Source organism: Pseudomonadales bacterium (assembly GCA_041395665.1).
Classification (GTDB): domain Bacteria; phylum Pseudomonadota; class Gammaproteobacteria; order Pseudomonadales; family UBA7239; genus UBA7239.
In genome coordinates, this window is sequence record JAWLAB010000003.1 from 327393 (window position 1) to 347396 (window position 20004).

At 49.0% G+C, this 20004-nt stretch carries 13 protein-coding genes, 1 tRNA gene and 2 pseudogenes; 6 read left to right on the forward strand and 10 right to left on the reverse strand.

The features are described 5' to 3' along the window. Positions 1 to 109 precede the first annotated feature (109 nt). The 7 genes and pseudogenes from R3E63_06260 to R3E63_06290 form a co-directional block, all read right to left on the reverse strand. The gene (locus R3E63_06260; GenBank protein MEZ5539547.1) at positions 110 to 2044 is read right to left on the reverse strand and encodes a SurA N-terminal domain-containing protein; all 1935 of its coding nucleotides are present in this window, start codon (positions 2042 to 2044) and stop codon (positions 110 to 112) included. Between the two features lie 110 nt (positions 2045 to 2154). Then, a complete protein-coding gene (locus R3E63_06265; protein ID MEZ5539548.1) occupies positions 2155 to 2427 on the reverse strand; it encodes an HU family DNA-binding protein in 273 nt (90 codons plus the stop codon). 312 nt (positions 2428 to 2739) lie between these two features. Beyond that, positions 2740 to 5061: pseudogene (gene lon, locus R3E63_06270) on the reverse strand (endopeptidase La). Between the two features lie 146 nt (positions 5062 to 5207). Then, the gene (gene clpX / locus R3E63_06275) at positions 5208 to 6503 is read right to left on the reverse strand and encodes an ATP-dependent Clp protease ATP-binding subunit ClpX (protein ID MEZ5539549.1); all 1296 of its coding nucleotides are present in this window, start codon (positions 6501 to 6503) and stop codon (positions 5208 to 5210) included. Positions 6504 to 6579: 76 nt separating this feature from the next. Further along, positions 6580 to 7218, reverse strand: a complete 639-nt coding sequence (gene clpP / locus R3E63_06280) for an ATP-dependent Clp endopeptidase proteolytic subunit ClpP (GenBank protein MEZ5539550.1) — start codon at positions 7216 to 7218, stop codon at positions 6580 to 6582. Between the two features lie 46 nt (positions 7219 to 7264). Next, positions 7265 to 8590 carry a trigger factor gene (gene tig / locus R3E63_06285; protein MEZ5539551.1) on the reverse strand — a complete coding sequence of 442 codons (1326 nt, stop codon included), beginning with the start codon at positions 8588 to 8590 and terminating at the stop codon, positions 7265 to 7267. Between the two features lie 46 nt (positions 8591 to 8636). Next, positions 8637 to 8721 (reverse strand) — tRNA-Leu (locus R3E63_06290). 122 nt (positions 8722 to 8843) lie between these two features. On the opposite strand from R3E63_06290, the gene infA reads away from it, so the two are divergent. Beyond that, positions 8844 to 9062 (forward strand): translation initiation factor IF-1, encoded by a 219-nt coding sequence (infA, locus tag R3E63_06295; GenBank protein ID MEZ5539552.1) that lies wholly within the window; start codon positions 8844 to 8846, stop codon positions 9060 to 9062. Between the two features lie 16 nt (positions 9063 to 9078). On the opposite strand, the pseudogene clpA reads toward infA, so the two are convergent. Continuing rightward, a pseudogene (gene clpA / locus R3E63_06300) lies at positions 9079 to 11351 on the reverse strand (ATP-dependent Clp protease ATP-binding subunit ClpA). Between the two features lie 20 nt (positions 11352 to 11371). Beyond that, positions 11372 to 11755, reverse strand: coding sequence for an ATP-dependent Clp protease adapter ClpS (clpS, locus tag R3E63_06305; GenBank protein MEZ5539553.1), 384 nt, complete (start codon positions 11753 to 11755; stop codon positions 11372 to 11374). 130 nt (positions 11756 to 11885) lie between these two features. On the opposite strand from clpS, the gene R3E63_06310 reads away from it, so the two are divergent. Genes R3E63_06310 through R3E63_06330 form a run of 5 tightly spaced genes read left to right on the forward strand, consistent with a single transcriptional unit; the run spans position 11886 to position 18037 of the window. After that, on the forward strand, positions 11886 to 13529 hold the full coding sequence (locus tag R3E63_06310; GenBank protein MEZ5539554.1) for an electron transfer flavoprotein-ubiquinone oxidoreductase: 1644 nt from the start codon (positions 11886 to 11888) through the stop codon (positions 13527 to 13529). 49 nt (positions 13530 to 13578) lie between these two features. Continuing rightward, positions 13579 to 14565: a glycosyl transferase family protein gene (locus tag R3E63_06315; GenBank protein MEZ5539555.1), complete on the forward strand. Its 987-nt coding sequence runs from the start codon at positions 13579 to 13581 to the stop codon at positions 14563 to 14565. Positions 14566 to 14596: 31 nt separating this feature from the next. Beyond that, a complete protein-coding gene (locus R3E63_06320; protein ID MEZ5539556.1) occupies positions 14597 to 16030 on the forward strand; it encodes an MBL fold metallo-hydrolase in 1434 nt (477 codons plus the stop codon). 14 nt (positions 16031 to 16044) lie between these two features. Then, positions 16045 to 17130: a tRNA (uridine(54)-C5)-methyltransferase TrmA gene (gene trmA / locus R3E63_06325; GenBank protein MEZ5539557.1), complete on the forward strand. Its 1086-nt coding sequence runs from the start codon at positions 16045 to 16047 to the stop codon at positions 17128 to 17130. Between the two features lie 10 nt (positions 17131 to 17140). Next, the gene (locus R3E63_06330; protein MEZ5539558.1) at positions 17141 to 18037 is read left to right on the forward strand and encodes an alpha/beta hydrolase; all 897 of its coding nucleotides are present in this window, start codon (positions 17141 to 17143) and stop codon (positions 18035 to 18037) included. Here R3E63_06330 and R3E63_06335 read toward each other — a convergent pair. After that, positions 18019 to 19941 carry a beta-ketoacyl synthase gene (locus R3E63_06335; GenBank protein MEZ5539559.1) on the reverse strand — a complete coding sequence of 641 codons (1923 nt, stop codon included), beginning with the start codon at positions 19939 to 19941 and terminating at the stop codon, positions 18019 to 18021. The genes R3E63_06330 and R3E63_06335 overlap by 19 nt on opposite strands. Between the last annotated feature and the right edge of the window lie 63 nt (positions 19942 to 20004).

Consider the following 20004-nt stretch of genomic DNA (forward strand, 5'->3'; position numbering starts at 1 on the left):
TAGCAAAAAAACTTTGGCATCCAATAACGCCGACAATAATTGCCAGCGTTTATGATGGACTTGCGCCCGAATTTTCACAGCGTTCACCCTGCTCTGACACTACACACTTTTATAGTGCGTCGCCTTCTGGATTCCCTTCGCTATTTTCTGTCGAAGTCTCTCTTCTCTCAATTTTAGCCACTTGACGCAAAGCCTGTTGATACAAAGAGAAATCATCCGAACCCACTCGCCCATTCATTCCCGTTTGGACGCTGGCATACTCTGAATTGGTTTTATCTGCTTTTACATGATTTACTGCCAATAAATGCATCACCACCCAATCACCATCATTCAACTGAAAGGATTGTGTCGCTGCTGCATCTGCAGGGTTAGTATTCAATGTAAATGCCTGTGCCACCAATTCAGCATCAGCACCACTCGCTGTATTTGCCTTTTGATTTTCCAATACTTTACGCGTCAATTTTTCTGCGTCGGCAATATCGCTTAGGCTTTTTCCAGATTGCATTTTCTGTTGAATGGTGTCCACCTGCGCTTTTAACTGACTGGCTGCTTGCTCCGCTTTTAATGCAGCGATAATGTCAGCTTTCACGGATTCCAATGCTTTCGGTTTTGGCATTTGATGAGATGCCACGCGAATAACTACCGATCGGCCAGCAGACAACTCAATGACTTGGCTATTTCTACCGGAGTCCAGCAAATCCTCAGAAAACGCAGCATCGATGACCTTTTGTTGTGCAGCAAGACCTTTTCCGCCGCGACGACCAAAAGGCTCCGTTTTCTTCACTTCCATTTTCAATTCAACCGCAGGGCCTGCAAGATCGCCTGCGCTGTAAGTGCTATCCGCCACTTGGCTAATTTTCTCTGAATACACCGCATCGGCTTTGTCGTGCGCCAGCTGTTCTTTCAACGCAGACTTGCGCTCATCCCATGAAGGGAATGTTGTGTCTTTTTTTCCAAGTAATTTAATAATGTGGTAGCCATAGCGCGTTTTAATGGGTTGAGAAAAATCACCCACCTGCGCCAATGCTGCCAACGCTTTTTCAAACTCAGGCTCAAAGACATCACCAGCACTAAACCCAACATCACCACCCATGACGGCAGATTCTTTGTCGTCAGAATATTTTTTAGCAAGCGCAGAAAAATCACCGCCCTCTTTCAATTTTGCTTCAACCTCATTCAATGTTACTTGTTGCGAGCCATCCGCTTTTTCTTCAATCATTATGTGCGCAGCGTGGCGCTCAACAGAAGGCTTAAAGGCAGCTGCCTCTTTATCATAGGCTTCTTTAATTTCATCTTCACTGACTTCAGCTTGATGAGAAAGCTCTTCTTTGTTGAGATCCAAATACTCCAGCACTACGGTTTCTTCTGTCATGAATTCATTCGCATGATCTTTGAAGTACTGCTCAACGGCTTTTTCATCCGGTTGGATCTTATCAGCCACTTCTTTTTCAGATAAACGCACGAATTCAAAATTTCTGCTTTGGCCAACTAAAGAAACTGCAGCATCTATTTGTTTCTCTGTCACAAAAGCAGTATCTGTAATACCACGCTGTAATTGCTCCATTGCGAGCGCATCATTTAAACGCGCGCGGTATATTGCTGGCGTCATACCTGCATTACGCAGTTTTTCTTTAAAAGTATCTGGATCGAAACGCTGCCCATCTTTACTGAACTCCGGTGTGCGCACAATTTCACGATCAATACTGCCTGGCGCCGCAACCAATTTCATTTTAATCAGCTGTTGCGATAGCAATGTTCTATTGATCAACGACTCGATAGCCGGCTCACGCAGCATTTTATCGGTCAAAAAAGAGGAATCTATTTTTCCTTTAAACATTTCGCTGTAACGCTCACGCGCCATGCTGACCGCTTGGTTAATTTGCTGTTCACTGATATCGGTGCCATTAATAGTGAGTGGCGCTTTAACATTACCGCTGCGACTAAAAAGCGACTCTACCCCCCACAACGCAAACACCACACAAATAAAACCGATAATCACAATAGCAAAAATGCCCTGCATTTTTTCACGCATTGCTCCAATCATACGAGCCTCACTAAAAATGGATGCGGCATGGTAACAAAAAAGGCGCATAAAAATGCGCCTCTCGTTTATTTTCCTGCTATTTTTCAGCAGATTACAGCATATAGACGCTCTCAGTTCAGCGCGTCTTTCAAGCCTTTGCCCGGCTTAAATGAAGGCTGCTTAGATGCTTTGATTTCCAGCGCTTCACCTGTCTTTGGATTGCGGCCTGTACGGGCAGCACGCTCTTTCACGGCAAAAGTACCGAAACCAACCAAAGTCACTTGGTCGTTGTTTTTTAGTGCTTGCGTAATGCTGTCAACAACAGCGTCCAGCGCACGACCGGCTTGCGCTTTGTTCAAATCTGCAGCAGTCGCGATTGCATCAACTAATTCTGTTTTATTCACAAATAACCCCTTGGATGTTTTCCATTGAAATTTTGTCTGGGTGGCGTGGCAGTAGCCTACTTATGCACTCGCGGTTTCCTGTTATCTGCAGCTGACTTACTAGCGTCGCTGCGACTAGCCGGACTACGCAACCAGCGAGGGCGGTTTTTATACCCTCGCCACTGCTAAGGGTCAAGCCAACTTTTTACATTCTGCAATATTCATCGCATATTTCTACTGTCAATCCGCTTAATGTGTGCTGATTCGCTCAATATTGCTCTTGCCAGCAGCCTTGTCTTCTGAAGCGCTACCTGCAGCATAGGCTTCATCACTCAGCGGCTCCGGCATATATTGCAAAGCTATTTCCAAAACTTCGTCTATCCACTTCACCGGCTTGATCAATAATTCTTCTTTGATGTTGTCAGGAATTTCTTTTAAATCGCGCTCGTTTTCTTGCGGAATAATCACTGTACGAATGCCGCCGCGATGTGCCGCCAGCAACTTCTCTTTTAAGCCGCCAATCGGCAGCACTTGTCCGCGCAGCGTGATTTCCCCTGTCATCGCCACATCCGCGCGCACCGGTATGTTGGTCAGCACAGAAACCATCGCCGTACACATGGCGATGCCGGCACTGGGGCCATCCTTCGGCGCAGCACCTTCCGGCACGTGAATGTGCAGATCAAATTTCTCATGGAAGTTCGCCGGAATACCCAAGGCCTGCGAGCGACTGCGCACCACCGTCAGCGCCGCTTGGATAGACTCCTGCATCACATCGCCCAGCGAGCCGGTTTTCACGATAGCGCCTTTGCCCTTTACTGCTGCCGATTCAATGGTCAGCAACTCACCGCCCACTTGCGTCCACGCCAAGCCCGTTACTTGCCCGACTTTGCTCTCCTCCTCGGCGCGACCGTAATTGAACTTGCGCACACCCGAATACGCTTCCAAGTTGTCGCCCGTGATGACCATTAAATCAGGCTTACTTTTGCGACTACCACTAGCCTTCACTACTTTGCGGCAAATCTTTGCCAACTGCCTTTCCAATCCGCGCACACCTGCTTCGCGTGTATAAAAACGAATCAAATCGGTGATGGCTTCATCGGAAATTTCACATTCTTTTTTATCCAAACCATTGGCTTTGAATTGCTTAGGAATGAGATAGCGTTTGGCGATATTTAATTTCTCATCTTCGGTGTAGCCAGGGATGCGAATAATTTCCATGCGATCCAACAATGGCCCCGGAATATTCATCGAGTTGGCCGTGCAAATGAACATCACATTGGATAAATCATAGTCCACTTCCAAATAGTGATCGTTGAATGTGCTGTTCTGTTCAGGATCAAGCACTTCCAACAGTGCGGAAGCAGGATCGCCGCGATGATCCATACCTATTTTGTCAATTTCATCAAATAAAAACAGCGGATTGTTTGCTTCCACTTTGGCTAATTTTTGCAGCAACTTGCCCGGCATTGAGCCGATGTAAGTACGGCGGTGACCGCGAATTTCCGCTTCATCCCGCACGCCGCCCAACGCCATACGCACAAACTTGCGATTGGTCGCGCGCGCAATGGATTCACCCAGTGAAGTTTTACCTACCCCTGGTGGCCCCACCAAACACAACACAGAGCCGCGTAATTTTTTCACACGCTGCTGTACGGCTAAATATTCCAAAATGCGTTCTTTCACTTCATCTAAACCGTAGTGGTCTTGATTGAGTATTTCTTCTGCTCGTTTCAAATCATGGCGCAAGCGCGTTTGCTTGCCCCAAGGCATGGAAGTCATCCAATCGATAAAGCTGCGTACCACCGAGGCTTCTGCCGACATCGGTGACATCATTTTTAATTTAGCCAATTCACGGCGCGTTTTTTCTTCTGCCTCTGGCGACATACGCGCTTCGACAATTTTCTTTTCCAAATCGCCCAGCTCATCGCCAGACTCTGCATTCCCTAACTCTTTTTGTATCGCCTTCATTTGTTCGTTGAGGTAATACTCGCGTTGACTGCGCTCCATTTGTTTTTTTACACGCCCGCGAATGCGTTTTTCCATCTGAAACAAATCAATTTCCGCTTCCATCACACCGAGCAAATGCTCAGCACGCACCACAGGATCCGCCAGCTCTAGTAGAGCTTGTTTTTGATCAATGCTAATCGGCATGTGCGCAGCAATGGCATCCACCAAGCGACCGAGATTATCAATCGCCGTCAATGCACTTTGTGTTTCAGCAGGGATTTTTTTACTCAGCGTAGAAAACTCTTCAAATTGCTTGAGCAAAATCACCATCAACGGTTCTACTGCTTGCGACGCGGCAGCGGGTTCCGATAACTTTTCAATTTCAGCGGTGAAATAGTCGCCACCATCCCACAACTGTTGAATCGTGGCGCGCGCACCACCTTCCACTAACACTTTGACGGTATCGTCATGCAATTTGAACAGCTGCAAAATCGTGGCGACCGTTCCCACTTCATGCAAATCACTCGCCGCAGGATCATCTGCCGTCGCTTCTCGTTGTGCGACCAAGACCACTTGTTTATCGGTTGCCATTGCCTGCTCTAAGGCTTTGATCGATTTATCGCGCCCGACAAACAAAGGAATCACCATGTGCGGATAAACCACCACATCGCGCAAGGGTAAAAGCGGTAACACTTGAGATTGACTCATTATTTCCTCCGACACAGCCCACACTGGCGTGCACTCTTTTTACAGTCTAGCCGAGAAATTACTCACTGAGAAATAACAAACTTTTCTATTTCTGATCCAAAAAAAAGCGACTCGGAAGTCGCCTTTTTGTTCTGCTGTTAATGCGTTTATTCGCTGGCAGCTGCCTTTGGTGCAACAGGGGGTGCAACAGGCGCTTCCACCGATTGATACACCAGCAGCGGTTCTGAATCACCAGAAATTACCGGCTCATCAATTACCACTTTGCAGACATTTTCTTCAGACGGTAAACGGTACATGGTGTCTAACAGCACATTTTCAAGGATAGAACGCAGGCCGCGCGCACCCGTTTTGCGCTCCATGGCCTTTCTTGCCACGGCACGCAGAGCGTCTTCACGGAAATCAATTTCTACGCCTTCCATATCGAACAAACGCGCATACTGTTTAGTCAGCGAGTTGCGCGGCTCAGTCAGAATACTCATCAATGCCGCTTCGTCCAATTCCTCCAGTGTGGCAATAATTGGCAAACGACCGACAAACTCTGGAATCAAACCGTAGCGCACCAAATCTTCCGGCTCTAATTCCTTCAGCGATTCGCCAACATTTTTGCTGGAATCTTTGCTTTTGATATCCGCACTAAAACCGATGCCACCTTTTTCAAAGCGGTCACGAATCACTTTATCCAAACCAGCAAATGCACCGCCACAAATGAACAGAATATTGCGTGTATCCACTTGCAAGAACTCTTGCTGTGGATGCTTGCGACCACCTTGCGGCGGCACCGAAGCCACGGTGCCTTCAATCAGTTTCAACAGTGCTTGCTGCACGCCTTCACCCGACACATCGCGCGTGATGGATGGGTTATCGGATTTGCGCGAAATTTTGTCGATTTCGTCGATATAGACAATACCGATCTGTGCTTTTTCGACATCGTAATCGCACTTCTGCAACAATTTTTGGATGATGTTTTCCACATCTTCACCGACATAACCCGCTTCGGTCAGCGTGGTGGCATCGGCAATGGTGAACGGCACATCCAACATGCGCGCCAAGGTTTCTGCCAACAGCGTTTTACCGCTGCCCGTTGGCCCGACCATCAAAATATTGCTTTTGCTCAACTCAACATCGCCGTCTTTTTTCGCACCGCCAGCGCGTAAGCGTTTGTAGTGGTTGTAAACAGCAACCGCGAGAATTTTTTTAGCGCGCTGCTGACCAATAACATACTGATCCAGCGTATCTTTGATTTCTTGCGGCGTAGGCAACTTATCACTGCCGGTTTCCGCTGCGCTTTCTTGAATTTCTTCACGAATAATGTCGTTGCACAAATCCACGCATTCATCGCAAATGAATACCGAAGGACCTGCAATCAATTTTTTAACTTCGTGCTGGCTTTTGCCGCAAAACGAGCAGTACAGCAATTTACCGTCGTCGCCAGTTTTGGCCATATCAATTCTCCACCGAGCTCTGCTTCAGACAACTATGCTTTTGGATATATGCTTTTGGATAATAACAGCGCTGCCGTTATTTGACAGCACTGGCTAATACGCGACGATCTAACACTTCGTCGATCAAACCAAACGCTTTTGACTGTTCTGCACTCATAAAGTTATCGCGCTCTGTTTCACGCGCAATGGTTTCAACCGGTTGACCGGTGTGTTCCGCCATAATTTCGTTGAGGCGCTGACGAATTTTGATAATTTCCTCAGCGTGAATAAGGATATCGGTCGCCTGACCCTGCGCACCGCCGCTAGGCTGGTGAATCATGGTGCGCGAATTAGGCAAGCAATAACGCTTACCTTTTGCGCCGCCCGCCAGCAGGAACGCACCCATGCTGCACGCCTGACCAATACACATGGTGCTGACATCCGGCTTGATGAACTGCATGGTGTCGTAGATCGACATGCCCGCCGTTACCGAACCGCCGGGGGAATTGATGTAGAGGTGGATATCTTTGTCGGGGTTTTCTGCTTCCAGAAACAACAGCTGCGCCACCACCACATTCGCCATGTAATCTTCAACAGGGCCAACCAAAAACACCACGCGCTCTTTGAGCAGACGAGAATAGATGTCAAAAGACCGCTCACCGCGAGCTGTCTGCTCGATCACCATTGGAATCAAACCGACATTTTGTGGCGATTGGATAATACTGCTCATGGTCATATTCCCTCTTTATTAACGCGTTGGAGTTAGCTGATCAGAGTCTACCTTACTCTGCATCAGCCTCCTCGCCTTTGCTGATCACTTCTTGGTAGCTGGCGGTGCGGTTTTCAACCTGCGCTTTGCCGAGAATCAACTCAACCACCAAATCTTCCAGCACCATGTTTTCAATGCCAGACAGCAACTGCTTGTTGCCCATGTAATGATCGATCACTTCTTTTGGCTCTCTGTAGCCCGCCGCCAGCTCTTCTACTTTGCTGCGCACGCTGGCTTGATCCGGCTTGATGTCGTGCTTGCGGATGATTTCAGCGAAGATCAAGCCGGTGGTGACGCGCTTCTTCGCCTGCTCGGCAAACATGTCATCAGGGAAGATAGACGCAGCATCGATCTGCTTCGCCATCTCGCCAAACTGCTGCAACATCTGGTTTCTCATTGCACCAATTTCATTTTTAATCAATGCGTTAGGTAGCTGAACTTCATGTAGTTTCAGAAGTTCGTCGATCACAGCTGTTTTCAATTTATTCAGCGCCGCATTCTTCACTTCACGCGCCATATTCTTGCTCACTTCCGCGCGGAAGGCTTCCAAGCCGCCCGTTTCCACACCAAAGTGCTTGAAGAACTCGTCGTTCAGCTCGGGCTGTTTTTTCTCAGACACTTTGTGCAGCTTGATTTTGAATTCAACCGCTTGGCCTTTCAGCTCTTCGCTGTGGTAGTCCGCAGGGAAAGACAGCGCCAGCGTTTTTTCATCACCGGCTTTCATGCCGACGATGCCGTCTTCGAAGCCAGGAATCATCTGACCAGAACCCAAGGTCAACGGGCTGTTTTCACCTTTGCCACCGGCAAACGCTTCGCCACCTTTGAAGCCTTCAAAGTCGATCAGGACTTGATCACCATTCTGTGCAGCGCGCTCAACAGGTTCGAAACGCGCTTGCTGGTCGCGCAGCGATTCGATGGTTTTGTCGATGTCGGCATCCGTCACTGAACCTTCGAGGCGTACAACAGAGACTTTGCTCATGTCGCCGACCGTGATTTCAGGGAAGATTTCAAAAGTCGCAACGAACTCGAAATCTTTACCTTCCAAATCTTCGCCTTTGGCTTCAATCGACGGCATGCCCGCTGGTTGCAGTTTTTCTTGCTGTACCGCTTCAAAGTAAGCACGGTTGATCATGTCGCCCAGCACTTCTTGGCGCACGCCGCGACCAAAACGCTGACGCACCACTTTCATCGGTACTTTGCCGCGACGGAAACCGTCCAAGCGCACATCGCCAGCGGCGCGTTGCAGGCGTTTATCCACTTCGGCATCAATTTGTGTGGCGGGCAGACCCACGGTCATACGGCGTTCAAGGGAAGATACGGTTTCAACCGAGACTTGCATGATCAATCAACCTCATTGTTCAAGGATTAGTAATTAGAAATAAAGATGGTGCGAAAGGAGAGACTCGAACTCTCACGGGTTGCCCCGCTGGAACCTAAATCCAGTGCGTCTACCAATTTCGCCACTTTCGCAGAAAAGGGTCGCGCATTATGCCACCGCTCCTTTGATTTAGCATCAAACATGCTGCAAAATGCCGCCCGCTATGTGGGGGCTGTCCCGCAAGCCACTTGATGAATACATCCGAGGTATATAAATGTCGAAAGAAGACTGTATTGAGTTTGAAGGCGAGGTGGTCGACACCCTTCCCAATACAACATTCAAAGTGAAGCTGGAAAACGGCCACACTGTGATGGCGCACATTTCCGGCAAGATGCGCAAAAACTACATCCGTATTTTGACGGGCGATAAAGTCAAAGTTGAAATGACACCTTACGATTTGAGCAAAGGTCGCATTACTTATCGCGCTCGCTAATAAAAAGCTGACACCGTTATGCCGGTATCAGCTCCTCGATATGCAACGCCAGCTCGCCATTCTCCACCGTCACTTCCACGCGCCCGCCGGATTTTGACAACTCACCAAACAACACTGCTTCTGCCAGTGGTTTGCGCAATTTATCTTTGATCAGCAGTGCCATCGGTCTTGCGCCCATCGCTTTGTCATAGCCGTGATCCGCCATCCAATCGCGCGCGTCGTCATCCACATCCAGCGTGACTTTTTTGTCGTCCAGCTGCGCTTGCAGCTCCACCAAAAATTTATCAACGACAGTTTTGATGGTCGATTTTTCCAGCGGCGCAAATTGCACAATCGCATCTAAACGATTGAGAAACTCTGGTGTAAACACGCGTTTTAATGCTTCGCCCGCATCGGTGGAGTGATCTTGCTGTGTAAATCCAATACTGCTGCGGCTCACTTCGCGCGCGCCAGCGTTGGTCGTCATCACTAAAATGACATTGCGGAAATCGGCTTTGCGACCGTTGTTATCGGTGAGCGTGCCGTGATCCATCACTTGCAATAATAAGTTGTAAACATCGGGATGCGCTTTTTCGATTTCATCCAGCAACACCACGCTGTGCGGATGTTTGGTCACCGCTTCCGTCAGCAAACCACCTTGATCAAAACCGACATAGCCAGGAGGCGCGCCAATCAAACGCGACACGGTGTGCGATTCCAAATACTCCGACATATCAAAACGAATCAACTCCATGCCCATTTGCTGTGCAAGCTGGCGTGTGACTTCGGTTTTACCAACGCCGGTCGGCCCCGCAAATAAAAATGAACCAACAGGTTTGCCCGGCGAACCCAAACCGGCACGCGACAATTTAATCGCTGTCGATAAAGTATCAATCGCTTCATCCTGACCAAATACCACCATCTTCAGATTTTTATCCAAATCGCGCAGCAATTCTTTATCAGAAGACGACACTTGTTTCGGCGGAATGCGCGCAATTTTGGCAACCACCGCTTCAATATCGTGCACACCGATTTGGCGTTTGCGTTTTGATACCGGCTGCAATTGTTGATACGCGCCCGCTTCGTCAATCACATCAATGGCTTTATCAGGCAAAAAGCGATCATTGATGTAGCGCGCCGCCATTTCTGCTGCGGTTTTTAATGCAGCATCGGTGTAGCGCAGGTTGTGATGTTTCTCAAAAGCGGGCTTCAAGCCGCGCAAAATATGGTAAGTGTCTTCCACGGAAGGCTCACCGACATCCACTTTTTGAAAGCGGCGTGACAGCGCGCGGTCTTTGTCAAAAACACCGCGATACTCTTGAAAAGTGGTTGAACCGATGCAGCGCAAATCACCGGAAGTCAGCAATGGTTTCAGTAAGTTGGATGCATCCATCACACCACCCGATGCGGCACCCGCACCGATGATGGTGTGGATTTCATCAATAAACAAAATCGCCCCATCGCGTTTTTTTAATTCCGCTAACAAGGATTTGAAGCGCTTTTCAAAATCGCCGCGATATTTAGTGCCGGCCAGCAAAGCACCTAAATCCAAGGAGTACACAGTGCAATTTGCCAACACTTCCGGTACTTCACCATCAATAATCAAGCGCGCCAAGCCTTCAGCAATCGCCGTTTTACCAACGCCTGATTCACCGACCAACAGTGGATTATTTTTGCGGCGACGAATCAAAATCTGCGACACGCGTTCCACTTCTTGTAATCGTCCAACCAAAGGATCAATACGCCCTTCTTTCGCCAACAAGTTCAAATTAGTGGCATAGGCTTCCAGCGGATTATTTGATGAACTTTCCTCGCCCGCGCGTTGTTCTTGCTCCGATTCCTGCTCGCGATGATCCAGTGGTGATTCTTCACTGCCGGATTTTGAAATGCCGTGCGTGACAAAATTCACCACATCAATGCGCGCTATACCTTGTTCACGCAAATAGTAAACGGCTTGGCTTTCTTGCTCACTGAAAATTGCCACCAACACATTCGCGCCAGTGACTTCATTTTTCCTGACGATTGCACATGAAACACAGCGCGTTGCAACACGCGTTGAAAACCCAGCGTGGGCTGTGTTTCGCGCTCGGCTTCGCCTTCCACCAACAAGGGCGTGGAGCTATTCACGAACTCCTGTAAATGTTTGCGCAGTTTATTGATATCAACAGAGCAAGCGCGCAGCACAGCAGCAGCAGCTTCGTTATCCAACAGCGCGAGCAGCAAGTGCTCCACCGTCATGAACTCATGCCGTTTGGATCGAGCATCCTTGTAAGCGCGATTTAGTGTGACTTCCAGATCTTTGCTTAACATGATGATGGCCTCACCTTGGGTTATTCGTCGCTGTGACTACTGTCTGGCTCTATCTGACACAACAAAGGATGTTCGTTTTCAGATGAATATTGATTGATCTGTTCTGCTTTAGTTTCTGCAATATCACGCGTAAAAACACCACACACGGCGCGTCCTTCCACATGCACTTTTAACATGATTCGCGTCGCTTGTTCACGATTCATGTGAAAAAAATCTTCCAGCACATGCACAACAAACTCCATCGGCGTGTAATCGTCATTCAACATGACCACGCGATAAAGCCGCGGCTTGTGCAGTCGCGGTTTCTCTTTTTCAACCAGTGCCGCTTCTCCACTCTCGTGTTCAAATGCACCGTCGTCTGCACCATTACCCAAAACAGGCTGGTTGCCTGCAATGTATTTCATCTAACTCACCCACTGCATAACTGCAATTACTGTTCGATTTCATTCTACCCTGCCTGCGCCTGAATATAAGGCTTCAATCACTCTCTTGATGCCGTTAAAATAGGCGCTCAAATTTTTGAGGCGCACCTAAATGTCCGTTGAAAGAGAATCCATGGAATTTGATGTAGTGATTGTTGGCGCAGGCCCTGCTGGCTTGGCTGCTGCCTGCCGCTTGCGTCAGCTCAATCCAGAACTATCCGTGGTGGTAGTGGAAAAAGGCTCCGAAGTCGGCGCGCATATTCTTTCTGGTGCGGTATTTGAGCCCAAAGCCCTCAACGAATTATTCCCCAACTGGAAAGCCGACGGCGCGCCGCTGGAAACAGCCGTTACCGGTGATGACATCTACATGATGCTCAATGACAGCAAAGGCGTGAAAGTTCCAGGCTTCGCTGTGCCAAAAACCATGCACAACGAAGGCAACTACATCATCAGCTTGGGCCGTTTGTGCCGCTGGCTCGCCGAGCAAGCTGAGGCCTTGGGCGTAGAGATCTTCCCTGGCTTTGCCGCTGCTGAAGTGCTGTACGACGGCAACGGCGCAGTCAAAGGCATCATCACTGGCGATATGGGCGTAGGTCACGATGGTCAGCCCACCGACGGCTATACCCCAGGCATGGAATTGCACGGTAAATACACACTGTTCGCCGAAGGCTGCCGCGGGCATCTCGGCAAGCAACTGATCGCCAAATTCAAATTGGATGCTGGCAAAGATCCACAACACTACGGCATCGGCATCAAAGAAATTTGGGAAGTACCTGCCGATAAACACAAACAAGGTTTGGTGGTGCACAGCGCGGGCTGGCCATTGACTGAAAGTGGCTCTGCTGGCGGCGGTTTTTTGTATCACTTGGAAAATAACCAAGTTGCGGTGGGCTTGATTACCGATCTCTCCTACTCCAACCCGCATGTCAGCCCGTTTGAAGAATTTCAGCGTTACAAAACGCATCCCGTGATCAGCCAATACCTTGAAGGCGGTAAACGCACCTGCTACGGCGCGCGTGCGATCACCAAAGGCGGTTTGCAATCACAACCGAAAATGACTTTCCCCGGCGGCATCTTGATTGGTGACGATGCAGGCACACTGAACTTTGCCAAAATCAAAGGCAATCACACGGCGATGAAATCCGGCATGATCGCCGCAGAAACCGTTGCCGCTGCCTTAAGCGCAGGTAAAGCAGGTGATGAGCTGACGGAATACACCAAAAGCTACGAAGCGTCTTGGGCGTATCAAGAATTGTGGATGCAGCGCAACTTTGGTCCTGCGCAACACAAATTTGGCAACATTCTTGGCTCGGCTTACGCGTTTTTTGATATCAATATTTTCAACGGCAATTTGCCTTGGACAATGCGCGATCCAAAACCAGATTACGCACAACTGAAACCAGCAAACGAATGCACAAAAATTAATTATCCAAAGCCAGACAACAAACTGTCTTTTGATCGTCTGTCTTCTGTGTTTTTATCGAACACCAACCACGAAGAAAACCAGCCTTGCCATTTGCGCTTGACTGATCCATCCATTCCTATCAGCCGCAACTTACCGCTGTACGATGAACCGGCGCAGCGCTACTGCCCTGCTGGCGTTTATGAAGTGGTGGAATTGGATGGCAAATCACAATTCAAAATCAACGGTCAGAACTGTGTGCATTGCAAAACTTGCGACATCAAAGACCCAGCACAAAACATCACTTGGGTCACGCCAGAAGGTGCAGGTGGACCCAACTACCCGAACATGTAATCCACCTCGACAGGCCGCAACAGCGGCCTGTTTTTATTGAGCTACCGCAATGCGTAACGAACACCCCTTCGCGCAGTACATCAAGATTCTCGGTAAAGGAAAAAAAAGCACGCGTTCGCTGACGCGCGAAGAAGCACGAACCGCGTTTGCCATGATTTTGCGCAGCGAAGCCGAACCGATACACATTGGCGCGTTTTTGATGCTACTGCGCGTCAATGAAGAAAGTGCGGATGAATTGACGGGATTTCTGGAAGCCTGCCGTGACTATCTCGCTGCACCCTCGGACATCGAAGTGGATTTGGATTGGTCCTCCTGCGCGGGCAAACGCAAACATTTGCCGTGGTTTATTCTCAGCGCGCTGTTGCTCGCAGAAAACGGCATTCGTGTTTTTATGCACGGCAATGACGGTCACTCCAGCGAACGAATTTACACAGAAAATTGTTTCCGTGCGTTAGGTTTACCCATTGCACAAAGTTGGCAACAAGTTTCTACCGCGCTCGACACACACAGTCTGTGCTTTTTTCCGTTGCGCACTTGGTTTCCTGAATTGCAGCACTTGATTGATCTGCGCAAAACACTGGGCTTGCGCTCTACCGCGCACACCATGGCGCGCTTGATCAATCCACTCAACGCATTGTGCTCAGTGCAAGGCATTTTTCATCCACCTTATGCAGAAAGTTGCGCGCAAGCGAATTTTTTACTCGCACAACCCAATGCACTGACCATCAAAGGCGACAGCGGCGAATTTGAATATCGTCCAGAAGCCGACTGCAAACTATTTTTGGTGCACAACGGTGAACGCTTACAAGAGTCGTGGCCGCGTTTTTTTGCCGACAAACAAGAGCCAGAAGAGTTTTTTGATCCCATGCGCTTGTGCCATGTTTGGCGCGGCACCGATAGTGACAGCTACGGCGAAGCTGCTGTAATCGGCACCACAGCGCTGACACTGCGTGCCATGAATCGCGAGCCGGATCACACCAGTGCTTGGGCTTTGGCCACGCAGCTTTGGCAAAACAGAAACCGCGATAGACTTTGATCTTACACTGTCACAAATAATCAGGCGCAGCATGAAAAAAACAATGTCCGCTCAAACGATGAAGCCACAAGTAACTTTTTACGGTGCTGCACGCACTGTCACTGGTTCGTGCCATCTGGTTGAAGCCAATGGCAGACGCATCCTTTTAGACTGCGGGCTACAACAAGGCGAGAAAAGTGAAAAACGCCAAATTGAAAATGCCTTCCCATTTGATTTTGAACCATCAAGCATTGACACCGTTATTTTATCGCACGCGCATCTTGACCACTCAGGTATGCTGCCACGCCTCGTGCATGAAGGATTTAATGGAGCGATTCACTGCACACCTGGCACAAAAAATCTCCTACATATTCTGTTAATGGATTCTCTCCATCTCTACTTAAAAGATTTGGAATATGAAAACTTACGCCGTGCACGCGCAGGTAAAAAACCGCTAACACCGCTTTATGAAGAACGCGATGTCAAGCGTGTTTTTGATTTATGCGAACGCTGTGATTATTGTCAACAACGCGACATAGGCGATGGGATAACGATGTCCCTGCATGATGCAGGACACATTTTAGGTTCATCGATTGTGGAATTAAAAATCAATCATGAAAATAAGATACATACCCTAGTTTTTTCAGGCGATTTAGGTAACGACCATATCTCGTTAATGAATAACCCAGTACAAGTAAATCACGCCGACATTGTTTTATTAGAAAGCACTTACGGCGACAGAAATCATCGTAGTTTTGATGACACGCTTATAGAGTTTGAGAAAATTTTACAACAAGCACAGCACGATAGAGGCAATATTCTGATTCCCGCGTTTGCAGTTGGGCGCACACAGGAGCTGATTTTTCAACTGGGCAAGTTGTATCATCAAGGAAAATTAAAAAACTGGTTAGTCTTTCTTGATAGCCCTATGGGTAGTGCAGTCACAGACATTTATTCACACAGCCAGCATCGTCTTGATGCTGAAGATATGGCGTTATTAAAGAAATACAAAAGCCGCAGCCTAACGGACTTTCTCCCCTGCCTCAGCATTACAGAATCTGTTGAAGATTCTATGGCCATCAACCGCATAAAGAGTGGCGCAATTATTATTGCAGGCAGCGGCATGTGTACCGGCGGGCGTATTCGTCACCATCTTAAACATCGCCTATGGCAAACGAATACACATATTCTTTTTACTGGCTATCAAGCCAATGGCACCCTCGGTCGTATCCTTGTCAATAAAGCACGCACGGTAAAGTTATTTGGCCAGCCCATCGCAGTGCGCGCAAAAATTCACACATTGGGCGGCTTCTCCGCACATGCAGATCAAAATCAATTACTAGGTTGGGCGATGCAATTTAATAACAAGCCACACTTTTGTTTGGTGCATGGAGAAGAAAATTCATTGACTGCCTTACAGCAGGAACTAGTCAATCGCAAGCGTGATGTCACAATAGCTGATCTCGGTTCTACAGTTCGTTTTTAACCTATTGGACAAGCATGACTATCGCCGGAATAAAGCCTGAGTTATATACACAACAGCTCAGCGATAAAGCCGTAAGACTACAAAGCTTACTACAACCTTTTTCCGCACCGGCATTGGAAGTGTTCTCCTCACTTCCGCTGCACTACCGTATGCGTGCAGAGTTTCGCTTTTGGCAGGAAAAAGACGACTGTTTTTTTGCCATGACCGATGCCGAAAAGAATATCGTGCGCGTCGATCAATTTCCTATTGCCTGCCAACAAATCAATACTTTGATGCCTGCGTTACTCTCGAACATACACAACAATGAAATCCTGCGTCGAAAATTATTTCAGGTGGATTTTTTAGCGGCCACCACAGGCGATGCCGTGATTACACTGACCTATCACAAGCCTGTAGATACAGTGTGGCAGAAAGAAGCTGAAACACTGCAAACCACCTTGGGATGTTCAATCATTGGTCGTAGTCGCGGTAAAAAATTGGTGGCGGGCAATGATTTCGTTACCGAACAATTCCGTGTTAACAACGAAACTTTTACCCAACAACAACCCGAATCTGCGTTTAGCCAACCCAATGCTGCCGTCAATCAACACATGCTGCATTGGGCGCATAAGCACGCTCACAATTTCGGCGGTGATTTTTTAGAGCTGTATTGCGGCAATGGTAATTTCACGCTGCCGCTGTCGCGCTGTTTCAATAAAGTGTTGGCGACTGAAGTTTCCAAAGCGTCAATCAAAGCCTTAGAACACAATGTTGCGATGAATCACTGCGACAACATCGCTTTAGCGCGTTTATCCAGCGAAGAGTTCACGCAAGCACTGCGCGGCGATCGCCCTTTTCGTCGCCTTGCGCATCTCAACCTTGCCGATTATCAATTCAGCACCGTATTGGTTGATCCACCGCGCGCCGGTTTGGATGACGATACCTGCCAACTCATACAGCGCTTCGATCATATTCTTTACATTTCTTGCAACCCAGAAACACTGGCACATAACCTGCAAACACTCTGTCGCACACATCACATCAAACACGCCGCACTGTTTGATCAATTTCCTTACACACACCACATGGAATGCGGCATTGTGCTAGAGAAAAAACTTTGAGGATTACTCGATGAGAAGCGAAGTCACACTGCAACAAATTCGCGAAGAAATAAAAGCCATGCGCGCAGAAAAACGCAGCTTGGAAGGCAATCGCGCTTTTATGGATAGTGGCTGGGAAAATGCCGAGTATCCAGAGTGCGTACAATTCTCACCGTTTGATGCCAACGGCATACACGCGGAAGCGGTTTTTATTGGCGAGCGCGACAACAGTAAAATACTGATCATGCACTGCCACGGCGGTGGTTATGCAGTCGGCTCAACACTATCTCACCGTCCACTAGCAGCACAATTAGCTAACGCCTGCGATGCCACCGTCATTACTTTTAATTTTCGTCGCGCGCCTGAACATCGTTTTCCTTGCGCGCTGGAAGATGCACTCACGGTGTATCGTTTTTTATTACAAACACACGACAGCAAAAAAATAGTGATTAGCGGTGATTCTGGCGGAGGCAGTTTAGCGTTTGCCACAGCACTGCAAATTCGCGATTTGGATTTACCTGCGCCTGCGGCTTTGCTTGGGTTATCGGCGTGGGTCGACTTTGCTTGCGAGGGAAATACTTTTGAAATCAACAAACCAAAAGATTTATCCGGCAATCGCGGCGGTTTGATGATGATGGCGATGTCTTATGCCGGCAAAGACAATCTGAAAAATCCGCTAGTCTCACCGCTGTACGCCGAGAGTTTAGCCAATCTTCCGCCGACGCTGTTACAAGTCGGCACAGCAGAAACTTTATTGGATGATTCGCGCCGCTTTGCGGAAAAACTGCGTGCACACGGCACTGCAGTGACGCTAGAAGAATGGCCAGACATGATTCATGTCTGGCACGCATTTTATTCGCGCTTACCGGAAGGCAGAGCAGCGATTGCTGCAATTGCACGCTGGTTGCGTCAAACCATATCGGGATAATCGGCTTCCGTTGGCAATTCAATTTCTTTGTCGAAGCCTGGAATTTTTACTGCGCTCTGACTGATTGCAATTTCTTCACACGGCACAACATTGTGATCGAATAAGTAGATAGGTTTTGCTGCTCCGCGCACAGAATCTTGATCGTATTTGGCTGCGGTTACAGACACTTTTTCATTGGCTGCTTGCCAAGACTTCATTGCCGCAGCGCCGTGTTTTTTCTGCAACATTTTCTTAACGACATGCGGCGCAAAAACCGTCGCTGGTGCATTATTGCCACCAAAACCTTTGGCGTTAATCAGTGCCACATCCATGCCTTCGCTGCCCACATCTAAATCCGCTGGCGAAATATGCAAATGCGACGCGTGAACATCAGCGGCTGCTTTATCGATGGTTTTAATACCGGGGATTAAACCGTACTGCCACACACCCAGTGACGCAGTAATTTGATCACCCGCGGCGCTACCAATGGAATGACCGAGAAACGCTTTCATGGCAGCAACGGGCCATTTTTTCATGCCAAACGCTTTGGCTGCTTCATTCAAAATATGTGATTCCGTGACACGATTTTGCGGCGTACTAGAGCCGTGCGCTTGCACAAAACTGCGCTGTGCGACCGCTTCATCACCCAGCAGTGCGCGCGCCGAAGCCAGCGCTTTCGCCATCGTGATGTAGTTGCCGGCCCCTGGTGCAGAAATCGATTTTTTGTGACCGTCGGCATTCACAAACACATTGCCCACCGCTCCAAAAATTTGCGCGCCCATTTCTACCGCTAAAGCATCATCCATCAAAATAATAAATTGCGAAGATTCCGCCAAAGTGAAGCCACAATTCTCACCGAAAGGTCGACTGGCGCGACGATGATTCGCCACATCGCTGCCATCAATTTTTTTCAAACCGTCATCAGTGGCCAGCGCGCCCATTGCGTCGTAGCCATCAATAACTTCCGGCATGATCGGCGCTTCACTGGTGCCGACCATCACCACGCGGCGGCGACCGCTGCGAATATCGTCCACACCCATACGCAAGTTGTACAAGAAAGTGGCGCACGCCCCTGCTGCTGTGCCTGTGCTGCCGACCGAGCCCAAAATATAGGCGTTGACGAAATCAGCTGGCATTTCACAAAAGCCTAAAGCGCACTGTTTGGATGTCACGCGCTTGCCCATCAAACGCGACTGCATCATGCCGCCTGAGCCGCTGGTGTCGAGCTGGCTCATGGCACTGCCCGCGTACACTGCTACTTTGTCTGGCGATACGCGTTTCATCACCTCCGCCCACGAAATACCCATGCTGTTCACGGCATCAGAGGCAGCGTAAACCGTCATCTTCAAACCGCGCGGATGGTGGTGCGAGTTGTACAGCGCCCCCGGATCAAAGCCAGCCGGCAACATGCCAGCCGCCTGCACACCATAAGTGCGCTGGCTAGGCACCAGCACATCGCAACTGCCGGTGATTTCCACGCGCACTTGTTTGCCATCTTCCAGCGGCGTGACGCGCCAGTTGGCGGGCAGAGGCTCAGGCAATTGGCGCTCGGTAGTCAGAAAGCTGACGGGAGCATCCGATGAGGACAGCGTCATGCTTTTTTGCCACGGCGCTTCATCGACAGAAAAGAAAGAAGGTTCGATGCGGCGCACCAGCGAACCTGTCTGTACATCATCGGCAAAACGCGCCGCCAACTCTGCGGCGCTGTAATGGCTGCCCGCAGCATCGAGGTAGCTATCGGCACCGTAAGTGCTGTCGCTGTTGTGCGTGGCGAGGTTCATCAGCGTCGCCAAACCCACCACGGTTTCCTGCCGCGCTGTTTCCGGCAAGCTCTCTAACACCATGCGGCGATAGGCATGATGCGAGGACGCGCGCCCCGCTGCATTGATCCCACCGAAACCGACAATCACGGGCAACAAAGACATGGCGGCATACCCACACAATTTGAAATGGCGGTTAGTCTAATCTTGTTTCGCGGAAATCTAGCA